Origin of the sequence: Hypericibacter sp. (assembly GCF_050729195.1) — a bacterium.
Classification (GTDB): Bacteria; Pseudomonadota; Alphaproteobacteria; order Dongiales; family Dongiaceae; genus Hypericibacter.
In genome coordinates this window covers 22,553-43,420 of sequence record NZ_JBOHKS010000053.1, presented here as the reverse complement: position 1 = coordinate 43,420, position 20,868 = coordinate 22,553, and the positions used below count along the sequence as shown (strand labels likewise).

The 20,868-nt window shown below is 65.7% G+C and carries 17 protein-coding genes; 14 read left to right on the top strand and 3 right to left on the bottom strand.

All coding sequences use genetic code 11. The features are described 5' to 3' along the window. Window positions 1–49 precede the first annotated feature (49 nt). Window positions 50–1,870: a glutamine--fructose-6-phosphate transaminase (isomerizing) gene (glmS, locus tag ACREE8_RS04030; RefSeq protein WP_431571691.1), complete on the top strand. Its 1,821-nt coding sequence runs from the start codon at window positions 50–52 to the stop codon at window positions 1,868–1,870. Window positions 1,871–1,952: 82 nt separating this feature from the next. Here glmS and gabT read toward each other — a convergent pair whose 3' ends face one another. Next, window positions 1,953–3,236 (bottom strand): 4-aminobutyrate--2-oxoglutarate transaminase, encoded by a 1,284-nt coding sequence (gene gabT, locus ACREE8_RS04025; RefSeq protein ID WP_431571690.1) that lies wholly within the window; start codon window positions 3,234–3,236, stop codon window positions 1,953–1,955. 319 nt (window positions 3,237–3,555) lie between these two features. On the opposite strand from gabT, the gene gabD reads away from it, so the two are divergent. From gabD to ACREE8_RS03985, 8 genes are all read left to right on the top strand, one after another. Next, the gene (gene gabD, locus ACREE8_RS04020; protein ID WP_431571689.1) at window positions 3,556–5,040 is read left to right on the top strand and encodes an NADP-dependent succinate-semialdehyde dehydrogenase; all 1,485 of its coding nucleotides are present in this window, start codon (window positions 3,556–3,558) and stop codon (window positions 5,038–5,040) included. A gap of 40 nt (window positions 5,041–5,080) precedes the next feature. Then, a complete protein-coding gene (locus ACREE8_RS04015; RefSeq protein ID WP_431571688.1) occupies window positions 5,081–6,058 on the top strand; it encodes an ABC transporter ATP-binding protein in 978 nt (325 codons plus the stop codon). Next, window positions 6,055–7,446 (top strand): hypothetical protein, encoded by a 1,392-nt coding sequence (locus ACREE8_RS04010; RefSeq protein WP_431571687.1) that lies wholly within the window; start codon window positions 6,055–6,057, stop codon window positions 7,444–7,446. The genes ACREE8_RS04015 and ACREE8_RS04010 overlap by 4 nt, the downstream gene beginning before the upstream one ends. Before the next feature lie 11 nt (window positions 7,447–7,457). Beyond that, window positions 7,458–8,825, top strand: coding sequence for a glutathione-disulfide reductase (gene gor / locus ACREE8_RS04005; protein WP_431571686.1), 1,368 nt, complete (start codon window positions 7,458–7,460; stop codon window positions 8,823–8,825). 20 nt (window positions 8,826–8,845) lie between these two features. Beyond that, on the top strand, window positions 8,846–9,226 hold the full coding sequence (locus tag ACREE8_RS04000; protein WP_431571685.1) for a type II toxin-antitoxin system prevent-host-death family antitoxin: 381 nt from the start codon (window positions 8,846–8,848) through the stop codon (window positions 9,224–9,226). Between the two features lie 195 nt (window positions 9,227–9,421). Beyond that, the gene (locus ACREE8_RS03995; protein ID WP_431571684.1) at window positions 9,422–10,804 is read left to right on the top strand and encodes a class II 3-deoxy-7-phosphoheptulonate synthase; all 1,383 of its coding nucleotides are present in this window, start codon (window positions 9,422–9,424) and stop codon (window positions 10,802–10,804) included. 38 nt (window positions 10,805–10,842) lie between these two features. Then, window positions 10,843–11,961, top strand: a complete 1,119-nt coding sequence (locus ACREE8_RS03990) for a nicotinate phosphoribosyltransferase (protein WP_431571683.1) — start codon at window positions 10,843–10,845, stop codon at window positions 11,959–11,961. A gap of 52 nt (window positions 11,962–12,013) precedes the next feature. After that, window positions 12,014–13,990, top strand: coding sequence for an APC family permease (locus ACREE8_RS03985; RefSeq protein WP_431571682.1), 1,977 nt, complete (start codon window positions 12,014–12,016; stop codon window positions 13,988–13,990). A 96-nt stretch (window positions 13,991–14,086) separates the two neighbouring features. On the opposite strand, the gene ACREE8_RS03980 is transcribed toward ACREE8_RS03985, so the two are convergent. Further along, window positions 14,087–14,785 (bottom strand): GntR family transcriptional regulator, encoded by a 699-nt coding sequence (locus tag ACREE8_RS03980; protein ID WP_431571681.1) that lies wholly within the window; start codon window positions 14,783–14,785, stop codon window positions 14,087–14,089. Between the two features lie 288 nt (window positions 14,786–15,073). On the opposite strand from ACREE8_RS03980, the gene ACREE8_RS03975 reads away from it, so the two are divergent. The 5 genes from ACREE8_RS03975 to ACREE8_RS03955 all read left to right on the top strand — a co-directional run bounded on the left by ACREE8_RS03975 (window position 15,074) and on the right by ACREE8_RS03955 (window position 20,093). Beyond that, window positions 15,074–16,075, top strand: a complete 1,002-nt coding sequence (locus ACREE8_RS03975) for an ABC transporter ATP-binding protein (protein ID WP_431571680.1) — start codon at window positions 15,074–15,076, stop codon at window positions 16,073–16,075. A 13-nt stretch (window positions 16,076–16,088) separates the two neighbouring features. Continuing rightward, the gene (locus ACREE8_RS03970) at window positions 16,089–16,964 is read left to right on the top strand and encodes an ABC transporter permease (protein ID WP_431571679.1); all 876 of its coding nucleotides are present in this window, start codon (window positions 16,089–16,091) and stop codon (window positions 16,962–16,964) included. Further along, window positions 16,961–17,773: an ABC transporter permease gene (locus ACREE8_RS03965; protein ID WP_431571678.1), complete on the top strand. Its 813-nt coding sequence runs from the start codon at window positions 16,961–16,963 to the stop codon at window positions 17,771–17,773. Before ACREE8_RS03970 ends, ACREE8_RS03965 begins: the two co-directional genes overlap by 4 nt. Before the next feature lie 35 nt (window positions 17,774–17,808). Next, on the top strand, window positions 17,809–18,855 hold the full coding sequence (locus tag ACREE8_RS03960) for an extracellular solute-binding protein (protein WP_431571677.1): 1,047 nt from the start codon (window positions 17,809–17,811) through the stop codon (window positions 18,853–18,855). Between the two features lie 104 nt (window positions 18,856–18,959). Next, window positions 18,960–20,093, top strand: coding sequence for a M20 family metallopeptidase (locus ACREE8_RS03955; RefSeq protein WP_431571676.1), 1,134 nt, complete (start codon window positions 18,960–18,962; stop codon window positions 20,091–20,093). A 9-nt stretch (window positions 20,094–20,102) separates the two neighbouring features. Here the strand turns inward: ACREE8_RS03955 and ACREE8_RS03950 are convergent, their stop codons facing one another. Further along, window positions 20,103–20,780, bottom strand: a complete 678-nt coding sequence (locus ACREE8_RS03950) for a GntR family transcriptional regulator (RefSeq protein ID WP_431571675.1) — start codon at window positions 20,778–20,780, stop codon at window positions 20,103–20,105. Window positions 20,781–20,868 lie beyond the last annotated feature (88 nt).

Here is a 20,868-nt window from a genome sequence, read left to right as displayed (position 1 = left end):
GCCGCCCCGCGCTTCGGCGCCGGGCGGACAGATCGAGGAGGTCGGGAACATGTGCGGCATCATCGGCATCATCGGCAAGGCGCCGGTCGCCCCGCTGCTGATCGAGGGCCTGAAGCGGCTCGAATATCGCGGCTACGATTCGTCGGGCGTGGCGACATTGGTCAACGGCCATATCGAGCGCCGTCGTGCCGAAGGCAAGATCGCGCGGCTCGAGGCGCTGGTCGGATCCAATCCGCTCGCGGGCACCATCGGCATCGGTCATACACGCTGGGCCACCCATGGCCGCCCCTCCGAGACGAACGCGCATCCCCATGCGACCGACCGGGTGGCCGTGGTGCATAACGGCATCATCGAGAATTTCCAGGAGCTGCGCGAAGAGCTCGAGGGTCTCGGCCGCGAATTCGAGACCGAGACCGACACCGAAGTGGTCGCCCATCTCCTAACCCATCTCCTGGAGCAACAGAAGACGCCGCAGCAGGCGATGACGATCGCCATGGATCGGCTCAAGGGCGCCTTCGCGCTGGGCGTCATCTTCGCCGGCCGTTCCGATCTCATGATCGGGGCCCGGCGCGGCAGCCCGCTCGCGGTCGGCTATGGCGACGGCGAGATGTATATCGGCTCCGACGCGCTGGCGCTGGCGCCCTTCACCTCGCGCATCTGCTATCTCGAGGAGAACGACTGGGTCGTCGTCACCTCCAAGGGCGGCGAGATCTTCAACGGCCCGAACAAGGTCGAGCGCGAGATCAAGCAGACGGCGATGACGGGAGCCCGCGTCGGCAAGGGCAATTTCCGCCATTTCATGCTCAAGGAAATCTATGAGCAGCCGGCGGTCATCGGCGACACCCTGCAGCGCTATGTCAATCCGCTGGCGCGCACGATCGAGATGCCGGCGCTGCCGTTCGACTTCGCGACCCTGTCGCGGCTCACCATCGTCGCCTGCGGCACCGCCTATCTCGCCGGCATGGTCGCCAAATACTGGTTCGAGCAGATCGCGCGGGTGCCGGTCGAGCTCGATATCGCCTCCGAGTTCCGCTATCGCGAAGCACCGTTGCCCAAAGGCGGCGCCACGATGGTGATCTCGCAATCGGGCGAGACCATCGATACGCTGGCGGCGCTCCGCTACGCGAAAAGCCAGGGCCAGAAGATCCTCTCGGTCCTGAACGTGCCGGAGAGCACGATCGCGCGCGAATCGGATCTGGTCCTGCCGACCCTGGCTGGCCCCGAGATCGGCGTCGCCTCGACCAAGGCCTTCACCACGCAATTGACCGTGCTCGCCTGCCTCGCGATCTCGGCGGCGCGGGCGCGCGGCGCCATCGATCATAAGCGCGAGACCGAACTCTCGCAGGCGCTGCTCGAGGTCCCGGCCCGCGCGGCCGAGGTGCTGAACCATGACGAATCCATCCGGCGCATCGCCTATGACATCGCCGAGACGCGCGATGTGCTCTTCCTCGGCCGCGGTACGAGTTATCCGATCGCGCTCGAAGGTGCGCTCAAGCTCAAGGAGATCTCCTACATCCATGCCGAAGGCTATGCCGCGGGCGAGATGAAGCACGGGCCGATCGCGCTGATCGACGAGAATGTCCCGGTCGTGGTGGTGGCGCCCTCGGACGATCTCTTCGAGAAGACGGCTTCCAACCTTCAGGAAGTCATGGCGCGCGGCGGCCGGGTGATCTTCCTCTCCGACCACAAGGGCGCCAAGAAGCTCGGCGGCAAGGCCGCGATCACCGTGGCGCTGCCCGAGGTCGATCCCTTCGTGGCGCCGATCCTGTTTGCGATCCCGGTGCAGCTCCTCGCTTATCACGCCGCCGTCGCCAAAGGCACCGATGTCGATCAGCCCCGCAATCTCGCCAAGAGCGTGACTGTCGAATAGACGCGTCACCTTGCCGGCAAAAGAAAAAGGCGGCGCTCCCGAAGGAAGCGCCGCCTTTGTCGTTCTAAGCTGAGCGATCAGCTCAATTGAGCGACTGGTCGAGCGACTTCTCGATGATGTCCAGCCCCTCATTGACCAGCGCGTCGCTGGCGGTCAGCGGCACCAGCAGGCGCAGCACGTTGCTGTAGACGCCGCAGGAGAGAAGGATCAGCCCATTCTCCTGGGCCTTGGTCACGACCTTCTTGGTCAGGTCGGCATCGGGCTCGTTGGTGGTGCGGTCCTTGACCAGCTCGACCGCGATCATGGCGCCGAGGCCGCGCACATCGCCGATGCAGGAGAAGCGGTTCTTCTTCGCCATGGCGTTGAGGCGGTCGGTCATGAGCTTGCCCATCTTGTCGGCCCGCTCCAGCAGCTTCTCTTCCTCGATCACGTCGAGCACGGCATTGCCGGCGGCGACACCCAGCGGGCTGCCGGCATAGGTGCCGCCCAAGCCGCCTGGGGGAACCGAATCCATCACCTCGGCGCGACCGATCACGGCCGAGAGCGGGAAACCGCCCGCCAGGCTCTTGGCCGAGGCGATGAGGTCGGGTGCGATGCCGCTATGCTCGATCGCGAACATCTTACCGGTGCGCGCGATGCCGGCCTGGACCTCGTCCGACACCAGCATGATCTTGTGCTCGTCGCAGATCTTGCGCAGCGCCTGGACGAACTCCTTCGGCGCGATATTGAAGCCGCCTTCGCCCTGGACCGGCTCGATCACGATGCAGGCGACGCGCGACGGATCGATGTCGGCTTTGAACAGGGTCTGGAGCGCCGCCAGCGACTGCTCGACCGTCACGCTATGAAGCACGTTGGGGAAGGGGACGTGATAGACCTCGGGCACGAAGGGACCGCCGACCTTGTAGGGTTGGACCTTGCCGGTCATGGCCATGGTCAGGCTGGTGCGGCCGTGGAAGGCGCCCGCGAAGGTGATGACGCCGGGGCGGTTGGTGTAGTGGCGCGAGATCTTGACCGCATTCTCCAGCGCTTCGGCACCGGTGGTGAAGAAGATGGTCTTCTTGGCGAAATTGCCCGGCGCTGCCTTGTTCAGGCGCTCGGCCAGGGTGATGTAGCTGTCATAGGCCACCACCTGGAAGGCGGTGTGGGTGAACTTGCCCATCTGCTGCTCGACCGCCTTCATCACCTTCGGATGACGATGGCCGGTGTTCAGCACGGCGATGCCGCCGGCGAAGTCGATATAGCGGTTGCCCTCGATATCCCACAGTTCGGCGTTCTCGGCCTTGGCGGCGTAGAACGGCATCGCCGTGCCGACGCCCCGGGGAACCGCATTGGCGCGGCGCTGCTGCATTTCCTGATTCGTCGCCATGGTCATGTCTCCTTGGAGAAACGCCGGCCATCGTCAGGGTTCGGGACGGCGGCAGGGAGGGCCTGCCGGATGGCATCGGCGCGAAAAACCGGCCCCGGCGATAGCACGAATCCGGCCATTGCCGCCACCCCCGGCCGGCATTCCTGGCATGCGTCCAGGGATTTGCGGGCGGAGGCCCGCCTCCCCATTTTGGTGGATGCGACCAGATGTCTAAGTCGGCGATGGTCGATTGTTCAGGGAATTGACCGGATTGCGCCTGCGCAGCCGGCCGCTATACTCCGGCCAACCTCCCGCCAACCCCTTGTTTCGAGGACCCACCATGCAACAGGTCGCCATGAAGGTTGCCTCTCAGCTGCCGCTGAAAGACCCGCGGCTCTTCCGTCAGCAGGGCTACATCAACGGCAAATGGGCAAATGCCGATTCCGGCAAGACCATCGACGTGACCAACCCGGCGACGGGCGAGGTGCTGGGCACCATTCCGCTCATGGGAACGGCCGAGACCCGCCGCGCGATCGAGGCGGCCAACGCCTCCTGGCCGGCCTGGCGCAAGAAGACCGCCAAGGAGCGGGCCAACATCCTGCGCAAATGGTTCAACCTGATGATGGAGAATCAGGACGACCTGGCCGTCATCCTGACCGCCGAGCAGGGCAAGCCGCTGGCGGAGGCCAAGGGCGAGATCGCTTATGGCGCCTCCTTCGTCGAGTGGTTCGCCGAGGAAGCCAAGCGCGTCTATGGCGACACCATCCCGGGCCACCAGCCGGACAAGCGCATCGTCGTGGTCAAGGAGCCGGTCGGCGTCGTCGGCGCCATCACGCCCTGGAACTTCCCGAACGCGATGATCACCCGCAAATGCGCTCCGGCCCTGGCGGCCGGCTGCCCGGTCGTGATCAAGCCGGCGACCGAGACCCCCTATTCGGCCTTCGCGCTGGCGGAACTCGCCGAGCGCGCGGGCTTCCCGGCCGGCGTCATCAACATCATCTCAGGGTCGGCCCGCGAGATCGGCGCCGAGATCACCTCGAACCCGATCGTGCGCAAGATCTCCTTCACCGGCTCGACCGAGGTCGGAAAGATCCTGCTGAAGCAGGGCGCCGACACGGTCAAGAAGATGTCGATGGAGCTCGGCGGCAATGCCTCCTTCATCGTGTTCGACGACGCGGATCTCGATGCCGCGGTCGAAGGCGCGATGATGTCGAAATACCGCAACACCGGTCAGACCTGCGTCTGCGCCAACCGCATCCTGGTGCAGGACAGCGTCTATGACGCCTTCGCCAAGAAGCTCGCGGCCGCGGTCGCGAAGATGAAGGTGGGCGACGGCCTCAAGGGCGAGACCCAGCAGGGCCCGCTCATCAACATGAAGGCGGTCGAGAAGGTCGAGGAGCATGTCGCCGATGCCGTGAAGAAGGGCGCCAAGATCATCGCCGGCGGTCATCGCCACGCGCTGGGCGGTTCCTTCTTCGAGCCGACGGTGCTGACCGGCGTCACCACCGAGATGACGGTGGCGCGTGAGGAGACCTTCGGGCCGGTGGCCCCGCTGTTCCGCTTCAAGACCGACGAGGAAGCGCTCAAGCTCGCCAACGATACCGAGTTCGGTCTCGCCAATTATTTCTATGCCCGCGACATCGGCCGCGTCTGGCGCGTCGCCGAGGGCCTGGAGAGCGGGATCGTCGGCATCAACACCGGGATCATCTCGACCGAGGTCGCCCCGTTCGGCGGCGTCAAGGAGTCGGGCTTCGGCCGTGAAGGCTCGAAGTACGGCATGGATGACTTCCTGGTGATCAAGTATCTCTGCATGGGCGGCGTCTGATCGACAGACCGCGCGTTCGCGCCATGAGTCTGGGGGCCCGATGATCCGGGTCGAGGATCTCGTCTTCGACTATCCGGGATTTCGGGCCCTCGATGGCGTCTCCTTCGCCATCGAGCCGCATTCCATCACCGCACTGGTCGGGCCGAACGGCGCCGGCAAGACCACGCTCCTCAATTGCATGGCGGGGTTGGCTTTGCCGGCCGCCGGCCATGTGCATCTCGACGCGATCGATGTCCATCGCGTGCCGCGTGAAGCTCATGCACGCATGGGCTATCTCTCCGATTTCTTCGGCCTCTATGCCGATCTGACGGTCGCACGCTGCCTGGATTACCGGGCGCGCGCGCAGGCGATTCCTTCGGAACGTCGCGCCGCTGCGGTCCAGCGCGCCGCCGAACGGCTCGGCCTCTCCGACCGCCTCAAGCAGCGGGCGGGAGAACTGTCGCGCGGCTTGCGCCAGCGCCTCGCCATTGCCCAGGCGATCGTGCATGAGCCCGCGGTGATCCTGCTCGACGAGCCCGCCTCCGGCCTCGATCCCGAGGCGCGCTTCGGCCTCGCCGCGGTGCTGCGCGGCCTGAAGGACGAGGGCATGACCCTGGTGGTGTCTTCCCACATCCTGGCCGAGCTCGAGGACTACTCGACCCATCTCCTGGTGATGGAGCAGGGCCGCATCCTCGAACATCGCGCGCTCGACGGTGCTGTGGCGCCTGATGGCGCGCGACGTTTCGAATTGACTCTGGCCGAGGCACGCAACGACATCGCCGGCATCCTGACCACGATCGGCGTGAGCGAGATCCAGATCGAAGGCACGATGGCGCGCTTCGTGGCGACCGGCGATACGGCGGCCCAGGCCGCCCTGTTGCGCCGCCTGATCGAAGCGGGCCTTCCGGTCGCGAGCTTTGCCGCGGCCAAATCCGACCTGCAGGATGCCTATCTGGCCCTGCTCAAGGACAATCGGGCCCGCACCCACGCGCTGCCGGCCCCGGCCACCGCGACAGCAGCCCCGGTGGCCCGCCCATGAATCCGGAATTCCTGCGCAATCTCTGGCTCGAGATGACCCTGCCGCGGCTGATCGCGGCGCCGCTGGTGCTGGGCGCGATCTTCCTGCTCGCCTGGTATGTCGGCGGCCGGGACCTGGGCGAGGTCTCGCATGTCGCGCTCTGGGCCTATTACATCATCATGCTGCTCTGGGGCACGCGCCGCGCCGCGGCCTCGCTTGGCGACGAGATTTCCAACCGCACCTGGGACAGCCAGCGCATGTCGGCGCTGGGGCCGCTCTCCATGGCCTGGGGCAAGCTCTTCGGCGCCACCAGCTATGTCTGGTATTGCGGCCTGATCTGCCTCGCCGTGATGGCGGTCGAGAGCGACCAGACCTGGCAGGTCTTCCTGCTGCATCCGATCGCGGGGGCCACCGCGCTCGCCGTGTCGCTGCTGGCGGTGCTCCTGCGCCGCGGTCGCGCGCGGGCGGGCGGGCGCGGGTCCTCGCTGATTGCGCAAGGGCTCGGCATCGTCGCGGGTGTCCTGCTCTCGCCGGCGGGCCCGAGCCTGCTCAGCCTGAGCAATATCGAAGTCAGCTTCATGGTCGACTGGTACGGGCTCGAGGCCCGGCCGAACAATTTCTTCCTGGCCGCCGCCGCGGGCTTCCTCGCCTGGGCGCTCTTCGCCGTCTATCGCGCGCTCTGCGCCGATCTGCAGAAGCCGGTCTGGCCCTGGGCCTGGACGCTGTTCTCGATCTATGTCATCGCCTTCTTCGCGGGCTTCACCGATGCCGCGGCCAAGGCGAAAGGCATCGACTGGCTGGTCGTGGCAGTGCCGCTCTCCGCCCTGCTGTTCTATGTGGCGATCTTCGCCGACAGCAAAGACAGCGTGCGCTATCGCTGGTTCCTGATCTCGCTCAAGAGCGGCGATTGGGGCCGCGCCGCGCGGCTGATGCCGCTCTGGCTGCCCTCGCTGCCGCTGATGGCCTGGTTCGTCATCGCGCTCGGGATTCGGACCGATCACTCCGATCCGGCGCTCATCCAGCCGCTCTTCTACGACATCTTCAAGATCGCGGATGTGAAGATCCTGGCGGCGACCGCCTGGGCCGTCGCCGCCCTTCTCTTCACGCTGCGCGATCTCCTGATCCTGCTGTTCCTCAATTTCGGCAAGCGCGCCCGCAGCCCGGATCTGGCCGCGCTCATCTATCTCGCGATCCTCTATTGGGTGATCCCGGGTATCCTCGGATTTCTCGGGCCCAGCTGGATCCAAGCGCTGTTCCTGCCCTGGCCGCTCGAGGGGCCCCTGGTCGCGATCGGCCTGCCGCTGGCCGAAGTGGTCGTGATGGCATTGCTGACCTGGCGGCGCTGGCGCGCCCTGGCGCCGCGCCCGATGTCTTCGGACCTGCCCAGGGCGCAGCCGCAGGCCGCGTAGGAGAGCCTCGAATGGCGGGCTACGATTACGATCTTTTCGTCATCGGCGGCGGCTCGGGCGGCGTCCGGGCCGGTCGCATCGCCGCCACCCATGGCGCGCGCGTCGCGGTGGCCGAGGAATATCGCTATGGCGGCACCTGCGTCATCCGCGGCTGCATTCCCAAGAAGCTCCTCGTCTATGCGTCGCATTTCCGCGAGGATTTCGCGGATTCCGCGGCCTATGGCTGGGATCTGCCGGGCGAGCCCAGCTTCGACTGGAGCCGGCTCATCGCCAACAAGGACAAGGAGATCGACCGGCTCTCCGCGATCTATCGCAAGATCCTCACCAGCGCCGGCGCCGATGTGTTCGAGGGCCGCGCGCGTCTCGCCGATCCGCACACGATCGATCTCGAGGGCCGCCGTTTCACCGCCGGCACGATCCTGATCGCGACCGGCGGCCGGCCGCAGCGCCCCAGCCATCCTGGTGCCGAGCTCGGCATCACCTCGAACGAGGCTTTCCATCTCGAGCGCCTGCCGGAGCGCGTGCTGGTCGTCGGCGGCGGCTATATCGCGGTCGAGTTCGCCGGCATCTTCCATGGGCTGGGCTCCAAGACGACCCTGATCTATCGCGGCGAGCAGATCCTGCGCGGCTTCGACAAGGACATCCGGCATTTCCTCGCGGGCGAGATCGGCAAGAAGGGCATCGATCTGCGCCTCGGCACCGACATCAAGTTCCTTGCGCGCGAAGGCTCTGCGCTCGCTGTTCAGTTCTCGGACGGCACGCGCCTGCATGTGGACCAAGTGCTCTATGCCACGGGCCGCGTGGCCAACACCGAAGGGATGGGGCTCGAGGCGGTGGGTGTGAAGCTCGCCGGCCAGGGCGCGGTCGCGGTGGACGAGGAATCGCGGTCGAGCGTGCCGCATATCTACGCGATCGGCGACGTCACCAACCGCATCAACCTGACGCCGGTCGCGATCCGCGAGGGCCATGCCTTCGCCGACACCGTCTTCGGCAAGAAGCCCTGGCGCATGAGCCACGAAACCGTGCCTTCGGCCGTTTTCAGCCAGCCGCCGGTCGGGACCGTGGGCCTGAGCGAAGAGATTGCGCGTGGGCGCCATGGCGCGCTCGACATCTACAAGACCAGCTTCCGGCCGCTCAAACACACCCTGACCGGCCGCGAGGAGCGCACCTTGATGAAGCTGGTGGTCGATCGGGCCAGCCAGCGGGTCCTGGGCGCCCATATGGTGGGAGCCGACGCCCCGGAGATCATCCAGGCCATCGCCATCGCCGTGAAGATGGGCGCGACCAAGGCCCAGTTCGACGCCACCGTCGCCCTCCATCCGACCGCCGCCGAGGAGTTCGTGACCTTGCGTACGCCCGAGCCCGATCCCAAGGTCTAGCCGGTTATCGAGAGACGTTCATGAAAGGACGGCAAATCATCACGAAGAATGGCCGGCCGGTGGCGGTGGTGGTTCCGATCGCCGAATGGCAGCGGATTGAAGGGGCACTCGAAGACCGCGCCGATGCCGCTTCCGTCCTGGCCTATCTCGACCAGCCGGGCGAGGCTTTCCCTGATGCCGTGCTGGCCGCCATCCTCGATGGCGCCCCTCCCATCAAGGCGCTGCGCGAGCATCGCGGCCTGACCCAGGCGCGCCTGGCGCGGGCGGCGGGTACGAGCCCGGTTTACATCTCGCAAATCGAGCGAGGCGAACGAGAGGCGGGCCGTGCGCTCATCCGAAAGCTCGCGAAGGCTCTGAAAGTCGATCCGGAGCTGCTCGCGAGCGGCGGCCCTGGCCGCTGAACCCGCCCGTCCGGCTGCTTAAAAAATCTAGCAATTCCAATTCTTAAACAACAAAACAGATCCGTCTGGCCGATGCTCGCCAGCTATTGGCTTTGGGCGTCGGGGAAAGGCTCCCGGGGGTTGGTTGAAATGACTGCCGCGAGGGCGTATATGCGGGGACCTTGCTCGGGAATGGGGAGCAGGAAAGGAAGTTTTATGACCGCGAAGTGGATGCCCGATGGTTGGCGCACCAAGCCGATCAGCCAGGTGCCGGAATATCCGGACCCGGCCAAGCTCGACGATGTCGAGCGGCGGCTGCGTGCCTATCCGCCGCTGGTCTTCGCGGGCGAGGCCCGGCGGCTGACCGAGCGGCTGGGCGCCGTGGCCGAGGGGCAGGCTTTCCTGCTCCAGGGCGGCGACTGCGCGGAAAGCTTCGCCGAGTTCAACGCCAACAACATCCGCGATACCTTCCGCGTCATGCTGCAGATGGCGGTGGTGCTGACCTTCGGCGCCGCCTGCCCGATCGTGAAGGTCGGCCGCATGGCCGGCCAGTTCGCCAAGCCGCGCTCGGCCCCGACCGAGACCATCGGCGGCGTCGAGCTGCCGAGCTATCGCGGCGACAACATCAACGGCATCGAGTTCACGCCTGACGCCCGCCGTCCGGATCCCGAGCGCCTGGTGCAGAGCTACAACCAGTCGGCGGCGACGCTCAATCTGCTGCGCGCCTTCGCGCAAGGCGGCTTCGCCGACCTGCACAAGGTCCATCGCTGGAATCTCGACTTCGTCTCCGACAGCGCGCAAGGCCATCGCTATGCCGAGCTGGCGGACCGTCTGAGCGAGACCCTGGATTTCATGGCGGCCTGTGGGCTGACCGGCGAGACCACGCCGCAGATTCGCGAGACCGAGTTCTTCACCAGCCATGAAGCGCTGCTCCTCGTCTATGAGCAGGCCTTGACCCGCGTCGATAGCCTGACCGGCCAGTGGTACGACTGCTCGGCCCATATGCTCTGGATCGGCGATCGCACCCGCCAGCCCGACGGCGCTCATGTCGAGTTCCTGCGCGGCGTGCAGAATCCGATCGGGCTCAAATGCGGCCCGACCATGCCGACCGACGATCTGCTGCGGCTGATGGAGATCCTCAATCCGCAAAACATCCCGGGCCGTCTGACGCTGATCGCCCGCATGGGCCATGACAAGGTCGAGGCGAAGCTGCCGGGCCTGATTCGCGCGGTCGAGCGCGCCGGCGCCAAGGTGGTCTGGTCTTGCGACCCCATGCATGGCAACACGGTCAAATCCTCGACCGGCTACAAGACGCGGCCCTTCGATCGCATCCTCTCGGAGGTGCGCGGCTTCTTCGCCGTGCATCAGGCCGAGGGAACCCATGCCGGCGGCGTCCATTTCGAGATGACGGGCCAGGACGTGACCGAATGCATCGGTGGCGCCCAGGCGATCACCGACGAGCGGCTCGCGGATCGCTATCACACCCATTGCGATCCGCGTCTCAATGCCAGCCAGTCGCTCGAGCTGGCCTTCCTCATCGCGGAGTCGCTCAAGCGTGAACGGCTGGCCGCGGGCAAGCGCGTCGCCCAGGCTTCCTGATCGAACCCGATCATCCCCGCTCCAACAGCGACGCGGTCATGAATCCCGAGCCCGACGAGATAGCGGCCTGGACCGATCAGTATTTCATGCGCACCAAGGAGGCGGTGGGCCGCTTCGGCGACCGGCGCGTGACCTATGCCGTGTTCATGCGCCGCCCCGTTGTCTCCGCACCGCGCCTCGCCGTCGACTGGCTGCAGGCGATGGCCAAGGCGCGCGGGACCGAGTTCAAGATCGACGTCAATTATGCCGAGGGCCGCTGGGTCGGCGCTGGCGAGCCGATCCTCTATATCGCCGGCTCGCTGTTCCATCTCTGCGATCTCGAGACCATCTTCCTGCAGAAGCTGGGCCCGGCCTGCGTCGCCGCCTTCAACGCCTACACCATGTGCGCCGATCTGCCGAAGGTCGCCTTCCTCGCCATGGATGCGCGCCACTGCGCGGGCCTCGAGATGGCCGAGATCATGGCCTATGCCGCGAGCGTCGGCTCGGCCCGCGCGCGGCGCAAGGTGAATGCCAAGGGCTTCATCGGCAACGCCACCACCGCGACCGCCGGCTATTTCGGTTTGACGCACGGGCTCGGCACCATGCCGCATGCTTTCATCGGCTATGCGGGCTCCACGTTACGCGCCGCCGAGATGTTCCATGAGAGCTTCCCCGATCAGGACATGACCGTGCTGGTCGATTACTTCGCGCGCGAAGTCACCGACTCTCTCGCGGTCTGCCGCCAGTTTTCGGCGATGGCCGAGGCCGGGAAGCTGGGCGTGCGGATCGACACGCCCGGCAGCCGCTTCATCGAAGGGCTCGATCCGCCGGCTTCCTATGCGGCGCTCGAGCGCCATGCGCCGGCCGCGATCCGCGGTTATCGCAGCGAAGCGGAGCTGCGCTATCTGGTCGGCGCCGGTGTCTCGGCCGCGGCCTGCTGGCATATGCGCGATGCGCTCGACAATGCGGGCTTCCAGAAAGTCAGACTGGTTGCCTCCTCCGGGTTCGATCCGGCCAAATGCAAGGTGATGGCCGACGCGAAGGCGCCGATCGACGTGATCGGCACAGGCTCCTATTTGCCACAGCGCTGGACCGAGACCTATGCGACAGCCGACATCATCGAATATGACGGCAAGCCGATGGTGAAGGTCGGCCGCGAGTTCCTGTTGCGCCGATAAGAAGACCAAAGAAACGACAAGGGATGGCCGGCGTCCGCGCCGGCCGGCAAGCATGTTTGGAAGGGCCTATTTCAAGCGCCTGAAGCGCATCGTGATCGGTGCGCCGCGCAATCCGCTGGCGAGCCAGCATCGCGAAGGCATGCTGCTGGTCGCATTCCTGGCCTGGGTCGGGCTGGGCGCGGACGGACTCTCGTCCGCCAACTACGGTCCTGAGGAATCCTTCCTCGCGCTGATGGGCTACAACCATCTGGCGCTCTATCTGGCCGTGGCGACGGCGATCACCGTCTTCATCATCTGTCTCGGCTATATCCAGGTCATCGAGCTCTTCCCCCAGGGCGGCGGCGGTTACCGCATCGCTTCGGTGCTGCTGGGTCCCAAGGCCGGCCTCGTCTCGGGTTCGGCGCTGATCGTCAATTTCATGCTGACGATCGCGATCTCGATCGCCAGCGGCGTCGACGCGCTCTTCAGCCTGCTCCCCGTCGAATGGCAGCCCTGGAAGCTGCCGGTCGAAATTGTCATCACACTGGCGCTCCTGGTCGCGAATTTGCGCGGCATCAAGGAGGTCGTGCTGGTATTGATGCCGATCTTCCTGGGCTTCCTCGTCACCCATGGCGGCTTGATCGTCGTCGGCATGTCGATGCATGCGGATCGGCTGCCCGGCCTGGTCCCGGAGACCATCACCGAGACCCGCAATCTGGTGAGCGCCATCGGATTGCCGGCCATGCTGGCGGTCGTGCTGCAGGCCTTCGCGTTGGGCGGCGGTACCTATACCGGCATCGAGGCGGTCTCGAACAACGTCCATATGCTGAAGGAACCGCGGGTCCGCAGCGCCCGATGGACCATGGCCTATATGGCGACCTCGCTGGCCTTCACCGCCGGCGGCCTGATCATCCTCTATCTGCTGTGGTCGGTGGTGCCCGAGCATGGTCGGACCCTCAATGCCGCGACCTTCCGCCTGATCCTCGAGCAATTGCTGGGTGCGGATTCGCCGGCCCTGCCGGTCGTCATGCTGATGACCCTGGCCTTCGCGGCAGGCCTGCTGTTCGTCGCCGCCAACACCGGCTTCCTCGGCGGCCCGGCCGTGCTCGCCAACATGGCGGCCGACCGCTGGGTCCCGCATCAGTTCTCGCAGTTCTCGAACCGGCTGGTGACGCAGAACGGCGTGCTGATGATGGGGCTTTCGGCGGTGGGCGTGCTGATCCTGACCGGCGGCCAGGTCAGCATCATCGTCGTGCTCTACAGCATCAACGTCTTCATCAGCTTCACCTTGAGCTTCGCCGGCCTGCTGGTGCATTGGCTGGCCGAGCTGCGCCATGGCCGCCCGCGCATTGGGCGCCTGCTGCTGGCGATCCTCGGCACGGTCGTGACCGGCGGCATTCTGGGCGTCACGGTCTATACCAAGTTCACGCAGGGCGCCTGGATGACGATCCTGATCACGGGTCTCGTCATCGGCCTCTGTTTGATGATCCGGCAATATTATGAGGAACATCGCCGCCAGATGGCGAAGGTCGACGCGCTCTTCGCGGCGACGGCGCCGGGCGGCCCGGTCGACAAGCCGCCGCCGCTCGATCCCAAGAAGCCGACCGCGGTCTTCCTGATCGGCGCCAACACCGGGTCGGGCATGCATACGCTGCTCACGGCCCGCAAGCTCTTCGGCGACCGCTTCAAGAACTATATTTTCCTGCGCGTCGGCGAAATCGATTCCTCCAGCTTCCGCAGCGAGGACGCGCTGAAGCAGCTCGAGGAAGAGGTGAAGGCGAGCCTCGACCAGTTCGTCAATTACTGCCAGCGCCGCGGCATGGCGGCCGCCGGCTATTACCGGCTCGGCGCCGACGTGATGGCCGAGCTGACGCAGCTCGCCGATAAGGTGCTGGCGGAATATCCCGACTGCGTCTATCTGGCGTCGAAGCTGCTCTTCCAGCGCGAGAACCTGGTGACCCGCCTGCTGCACAATCAGACCGCGCTGGCCATGCAGCGCGAGCTCCATATGCGCGGCGTCCCGATGCTGATCCTGCCCATGAAAGTGTGACCGCCGCTTTCTCGGCTGAGCCTCCCTCCCTTTCTTCACCTCCCCCTCAAGGGGGGAGGGGATGAGTCATGGATGGTGGCGATGCGTGCGCGCTTTCTATTCGCCCTTATCCCCGTCCTGATCCTCGCGGGCAGCCCGCCGTGCGGCATAGCTCTCGATGTCGGCGCCCAACAGGATCTCCGTCGTCACCGCGAGATGGCGCGTCATGAGCGCAACGGCACCGGCCGCATCGCGGCGCAACGCCGCCTCCATGATGCGCTGATGCTCGTCGCCGACATTCCGCTCTTCGGTGCTGAGCGGCACCGAGAGTCGGCGATAGCGCTCGCTCTGGGCATAGAGCTGGCTGTGGATGCGCAGGAGCCAGGGACTATCGGCCCCTTCCACCAGCGCCAAATGGAACGCCGCATGGGCATCCGCCCAATCGTCGTCCGACCGCATCGGGTCGGTGACGGCGCGCTCGGGCGTTCGCGACAGGCGGTGGAAGGCCGCGACCAGCTTGGCCTCCCATTCCACGCTGCCGGCGGCGATCGCGCGGGTGATGCAGAGCCGTTCGATCTCGATCCGGACCATCGTGAGGTCGCGCAGGTCGGTGACTGAAATGGGCGCCGCGCGGAATCCCCGCTGCGGCTCCGAGATGACCAGGCCTTCCGAGGTCAGGCGCGAGAGCGCCTCGCGCACGGCGCCGAGGCTGACCGAGAAGCGGTCGCAGAGGTTCTGAATCTTGAGCCGGCTGCCGGGAAGGATGCGGCAGGCCAGGAGATCGGCCCGCAGCCCTTCATAGGCGCCTTGCGTCATGTTTCGCGCGGCGTCTCGCCCCATCGAGGCCCCTATGGCTGTCCCGGCACCAGTCACGGCCGAACGTTAAATATATTATCCTGGGTTTAAATTCTAAGTATAATAAAATATATTTTTGTTTGACAAATATAATTTTGGTGCGAAGCTTTCCGGGATCGGCGCGACAAATCAAGACCGTGGCGGGCAGGAGCGGCAGCGTTCGGCCGTCCGGGCGACCGGTCGGGCGACAAGCCGCGAAAGAGCGCCCCCGCCGGCCATGCTGTCGCCATTCAAGGGTCGGATCTGACGATGATCGAAGTGCAACGCGTCTCGAAGGCCTTCGTCACCCGGGATGCCGGGACGGTCTATGCGCTGAAGACCGTCAGCGTCGAGATCGGCAGCAACGAGTTCTTCACGTTGCTGGGGCCGTCGGGCTGCGGCAAGACCACCCTGCTGCGTCTCATCGGCGGCTTCGACAGCCCCACCGAGGGTGCTATCCGCATCGGCGCGCTCGACGTCGCCGGCCTGCCGCCGCAGAAGCGGCCGGTCAACACGGTGTTCCAGAGCTACGCGCTCTTCCCCCATATGACCGTCGCCGAGAACGTCGCCTTCGGCCTCGAGATGCAGGATTGGCCGAAAGCGGAGATCGAGGCGCGCGTCGACGAGACGCTCCAACTCGTCAGGCTCGATGGCTTTGCCCTGCGCAAGCCCAGCCAGCTCTCCGGTGGCCAGCAGCAGCGGGTGGCGCTCGCCCGTGCGCTGGCGCCCAAGCCCAGCCTCCTTCTTCTCGACGAGCCGCTTTCGGCCCTCGATCTCAAGCTGCGCAAAGAGATGCAAACCGAGCTCAAGCGGCTGCAGCGCGAGACCGGCATCGCCTTCATCCTGGTGACGCATGACCAGGAGGAGGCGCTCGCCATGTCGGACCGCATCGCCGTCATGCGCGACGGCCATATCCTCCAGGTCGGCAGCCCGCGCGAGATCTACGACAATCCGAGTTGCTGCTTCGTCGCCGACTTCATCGGCGAGGCCAATCTGATCCCCGGTGACCTGCTGGGACGCAGCGCCTCGGTCACCGTGACGGTGCGGCCCGAGCGCATCTCGATCCGGTCCGGCCCGAACGGAAAGCCTGCCCGCATCGAAGGCATCGTCTCGGGCGTGACCTTCCTCGGGCTCGACACGCTCTATGAAGTGGCGCTGCCGAAAGGCACCAAGCTGCGCGCGCGGCTGCGCGACAGCGAGGATCGCTTCCAGCATGGCGACCGCGTCGCGGTCGACTGGGCGGACGGCGTCGAACGCCAGCTGGTGAACTGAGCGGAAACGGGCGATGGGGGCGAAGCGCACACTCTTCCTGATCGCGCCGGCCGTCCTGGTCATCGGAATCTTCATGCTGATTCCGATGTTCATCGCCATGGCCTACTCCTTCATGACCGCCAATCCCTATGGCGGCGTGAATCTGCCTTTGACCTTCGATGCCTATATCCAGTTCCTGTATCAGCGCGACTTCGACGACACGCTGGTCTTCGCGCCCGATTACATCTTCATCATCCTGCGCTCGATCTATCTGGCGGTCGCGACCACGCTGATCTGCCTGGTGCTGGGCCTGCCGGTCGCCTGGTACATCGTCTGCCAGAACGAATCGCGCCGGCGCATCCTGCTGTTCCTGATCACGCTGCCCTTCTGGATCAACACGCTGATCCGGACCTATTGCTGGATACTCATCCTGCGCGACGAGGGCCTGATCAATGACGGCCTGCGCGCGATCGGGATCACGTCGGAACCCTTGCCGCTGCTCTATAACGACGGCTCGATCCTGCTGGGGCTCGTTTACACCTTCCTGCCCTTCATGGTGCTGCCGATCTACTCGACGCTGGAGCGCATCGATTTCCGGCTGATCGAGGCCGCCTACGATCTCTATGCCGACCGAATCGCCGTTTTCAAACGCGTGGTCTGGCCCCTGGCCAAGCCGGGCGCGCTCGCCGGTGTCGGGCTCGTCTTCGCGCCGGCGCTGGGCTCGTTCCTGGCGCCCGACCTGCTGGGCGGCGGCAAGAAACTCCTGATCGGCAGCCTGATCCAGATGCAGTTCAGCTCCTCGCGCAACTGGCCCTTCGGCGCTGCGCTCTCGACCGTTATCGCCATCACCGTGCTGCTGGTCTTCGCGCTCCGGGCGCGCCGGTCGCCAGCGCAAAGAAGCCACGCATGAGCGCGCGCGTGTCCCGACCCTTCGACTGGCGCCGGACGCCGGGCCTGCCGTCCTTCACCGGCGCGATCCTGATCTTCCTCTATGCGCCGCTGCTGATCCTGGTGCTCTATTCCTTCAACGCCAGCAAGCTCGTCACCGTCTGGGCGGGCTTCAGCCTGCGCTGGTTCGTCCAGGTCGCGAACAATGACGATATCCGCAGCGCCGCCCTCAACAGCATCATCATCGCCGTCGCCGCCACCATCGCCTCGACCGTGATCGCGACCGCCGGCGCGCTCGCGCTCGAGCGCGGCACCATCCGCTTCGGGCGCGGCATCGTCACCGGCATGATCGCCATGCCGCTGGTGGTGCCCGAGATCGTAGTCGCGATCACGACCCTGGTCTTCTTCTCGTTGCTCGGCATGCATTACGGGCTACTCAATCTGATCATCGCCCACACCGTCTTCTGCATTCCCTTCGCCCTGCTGCCGGTCCAGGCGCGGCTGCGCGACATGGGCGGGACGCTGGAGGAGGCGGGGCGGGACCTCTATGCCGACGAATGGCGGCTCTTCCGCCATATCACGCTTCCCCTGCTGGCGCCGGCGATCGCGGCGGGCGCGATCATGGCCTTCGTCGTGTCGCTCGACGATTTCCTCATCAGCATGATGGTCTCGAGTGCGGGCTCGACCACCTTGCCGGTCTATGTCTACGGGATGATGCGCCTCGGCGTGACGCCGGAAGTGAACGCCATCTCCACCATCCTTCTCGTCATCTCGCTGATCTTCGTCGCGACCGCGCTCCTGGTCGGCCGGCGATATCGGCGCGCTTTCTGACCGGTCTAGGACCAAAACTGAAAGGGAGGACGACAATGAAGAACTGGAAAACGGGCGTCGCCAGCGTGTTGCTGGCCGCAGGCGTGATCGCAGGCGCACCGCAATGGGCGAAGGCCGATGGCGGCGAGCTGCATATCTATAACTGGACCGATTACACCTCGCCGGAGATGGTGAAGAAGTTCGAGGACGAGACCGGCATCAAGGTCACCATCGACACTTACGATTCGAACGAGACGGCGCTCGCCAAGCTGAGCTCTGGCGCGGCCGGCTACGACGTCATCATCATCAGCAACGACTTCATCCCGATCTTCGTGAAGCAGAGCCTGCTGCAGAAGGTCGACGTTGCCCATATGGCGAACTTCAAGAATCTGGACCCGCAGTGGCAGAAGCGCTCCTGGGACCCGGATGCGCAATATTCGGTTCCGTGGGTCTGGGGCACGACCTCCTATTCCGTCGATACCGCCGTCTATAAGGGCCCGACCGACAGCCTGAAGCCGCTGTTCCAGCCGCCGGCCGATCTCAAGGGCAAGATCGGCATGTTCGGTTCGCCCAGCGAGGTCATGTCGCTGGCTCTGGTCTATCTCGGGAAGCCGCAATGCAACACCAACCCCGAAGACCTCAAGGCCCTGAACGCGCTGCTGCAGGCGCAGAAGCCCTTCGTGAAGGTCTACAACTCGGACGGCACCGTGGAGCGCCAGGTCTCGGGCGAGACGGTGATGCATGAACAATGGTCGGGCAAGGCGCTCGCCACCCGCACCGAGAAGGCGACCTTCAAATATGTCTATCCGAAGGAAGGCGTGGTCGGCTGGATGGACAATGTCGCCGTGCCGAAGGATGCGCCCGATCTCGAGAACGCCAAGAAGTTCCTCAACTTCCTGATGGACCCGGAGAACATCGCGCTGCAGTCGAAATCGACCGGCTATCAGACGGCGGTGGTGGGATCGAACAAGTTCCTGCCGCCGGAGATCGGCACCTCGCCGGAGTTCAATCCGCCGGCCGACCTCAAGATCACCTTCGCCCCGGCCTGCGAGGAGAAGGCGACCCGCGCTTACGACAAGATCTGGACGGGCTTGCGTCAGTAATCCGATCGAGCCAGGGAGATGCCGCCGGCGGGAGTCGGCGGCATTTCCATTTTTGGGGTAGGCTTGTCAGCCCCGGCTTCCGATCGTCTTGAAAGAGCTTCTCGATGACCCCCGATCATAATTCCGCCCTGCAGCTGACTCAGGATCTCATCCGGCTGCGCTCGATCAATCCGCCGGGCGACGAACAGGCCTGCGCCGATCGTCTGGCCCGGAGTCTCGAGGCGGCGGGGTTCGAGGTCGCGGCCTACAGTTTTGCGGAAGGCCGCACCAGCCTCGTCGCCCGCATCGATGGTGCTGCCGACGCCAAGCCGATCTGCTTCACCGGCCATCTCGACACAGTGCCGCTGGGTGGCGCGCCCTGGGATCGCGATCCGCTGGGGGCCGAGATCGATGGCGGCCGGCTCTATGGCCGCGGCTCCAGCGACATGAAGAGCGGCGTGGCCGCGATGGCGGTGGCGGCGATGGAAGTGGCCAAGCTGCCTGGGCGAAAGGCCGGCCTCGTGCTTGTCTTCACCGCCGGCGAGGAGACCGGCTGCGACGGCGCGCGGTTCCTGGCGGGGCTGGAGAATGTGTTGCCGCAGGCCGGCGCGCTGGTGGTCGGCGAGCCCACCGGCAACGATCCGCTCATCGGCCATAAGGGCGCGCTCTGGCTGCAGGCGGTCTTCCGCGGCGTCACCGCCCATGGCTCGATGCCGGAGCTCGGCGACAACGCGGTCTACAAGGCCGCCAAGGGCGTGCTCCATCTCGCCAAGCATGAGTTCAAGTCGCCGGGCCATAACCAGCTCGGCCGGCCCTCATTGAATGTCGGCACCCTGCATGGCGGCCTCAATGTGAACTCGGTGCCCGATCACGCGCGCGTTCAAGTCGATATCCGTACCGTGCCTGGGCAATCGAACGAGGCCATCTTGGAGGAGATTCAGACCCTCCTGGGCGAAGAGGCCGAGATCGCGCGCATGGTCGATGTCGGCGCCATCGCCAGCAACCCGCATGACGCCTGGGTCGCCAGTGTCTTCGAGCTTTGCGAGCGCGTGACCGGCCGGCGCCTCGATCCGCGCGGCGCGCCCTTCTTCACCGATGCCTCGGTGCTGGTGCCCGCGATGAGCCAGCTGCCCGCCGTCATCCTCGGCCCCGGCGAAACCGCCATGGCGCACAAGACCAACGAATATTGCGAGGTCGCGAAGATCGAGGAAGCGGTCGGTCTCTACACCGAGATCGCGCGAAGCTGGATGGGGCTTTGAAGGGCGGCTTTACTCGGCCATCTCGCGCTGGCGTTCGACCTCGAGCTTTGCCGTCAGCAGGATCCGCGTCGTGGCGCTGAGATGGGCCGAGAGCAGGGCCACCGCCTTGTCGGCGTCGCGCGCCAGGGCCGCGTCGACGATGCCCTGATGCTCCTCGCCGATGTTGCGTTTCTCGGTCGTCAGCGGGACCGAGAGACGGCGATAGCGCTCGCTCTGGTCATAGAGCTGGCTGCGCAGCTTCAGGAGCCAGGGGCTGTCGCAACCGTCGGCCAGCGCCATATGGAAGCCGGCATGAGCCTCGGCCCATTCGTCGCTCGTCCGTGCAGGGTCGGCAGCCGCCCGTTCGGGCATGCGCGAGAGCCGATGGAACGCCGCCACCAGCCGCGCCTCCCAATCGACATCGCCAACTTCGATCGCGCGCCGGAGGCAGAGTCCTTCGATCTCGATGCGCACCCGGGTCAGGTCCTGGAGGTCTTCCTGCGAGATGGGCGCGGCGCGGAACCCGCGCTGCGGCTCGGCCAGCACCAGCCCCTCCGAGGTCAGGCGGGAGAGCGCCTCGCGAATGGCGCCTAGACTGACCGAGAGGCGGGTGCAGAGCTCCTGGATCTTGAGGCGGCTGCCCGGGAGGATGCGGCAGGCGAGGAGATCGGCGCGCAGCTGCTCATAGGCCCCTTGGGTGAGATTCACGGCGGGATCCCGGGCCATTGCGGTGCCTCAGAGGTGACGAGCGACCAGGAACAATAGAGCAATATATTATCTCTGTCATGGGGCGCGA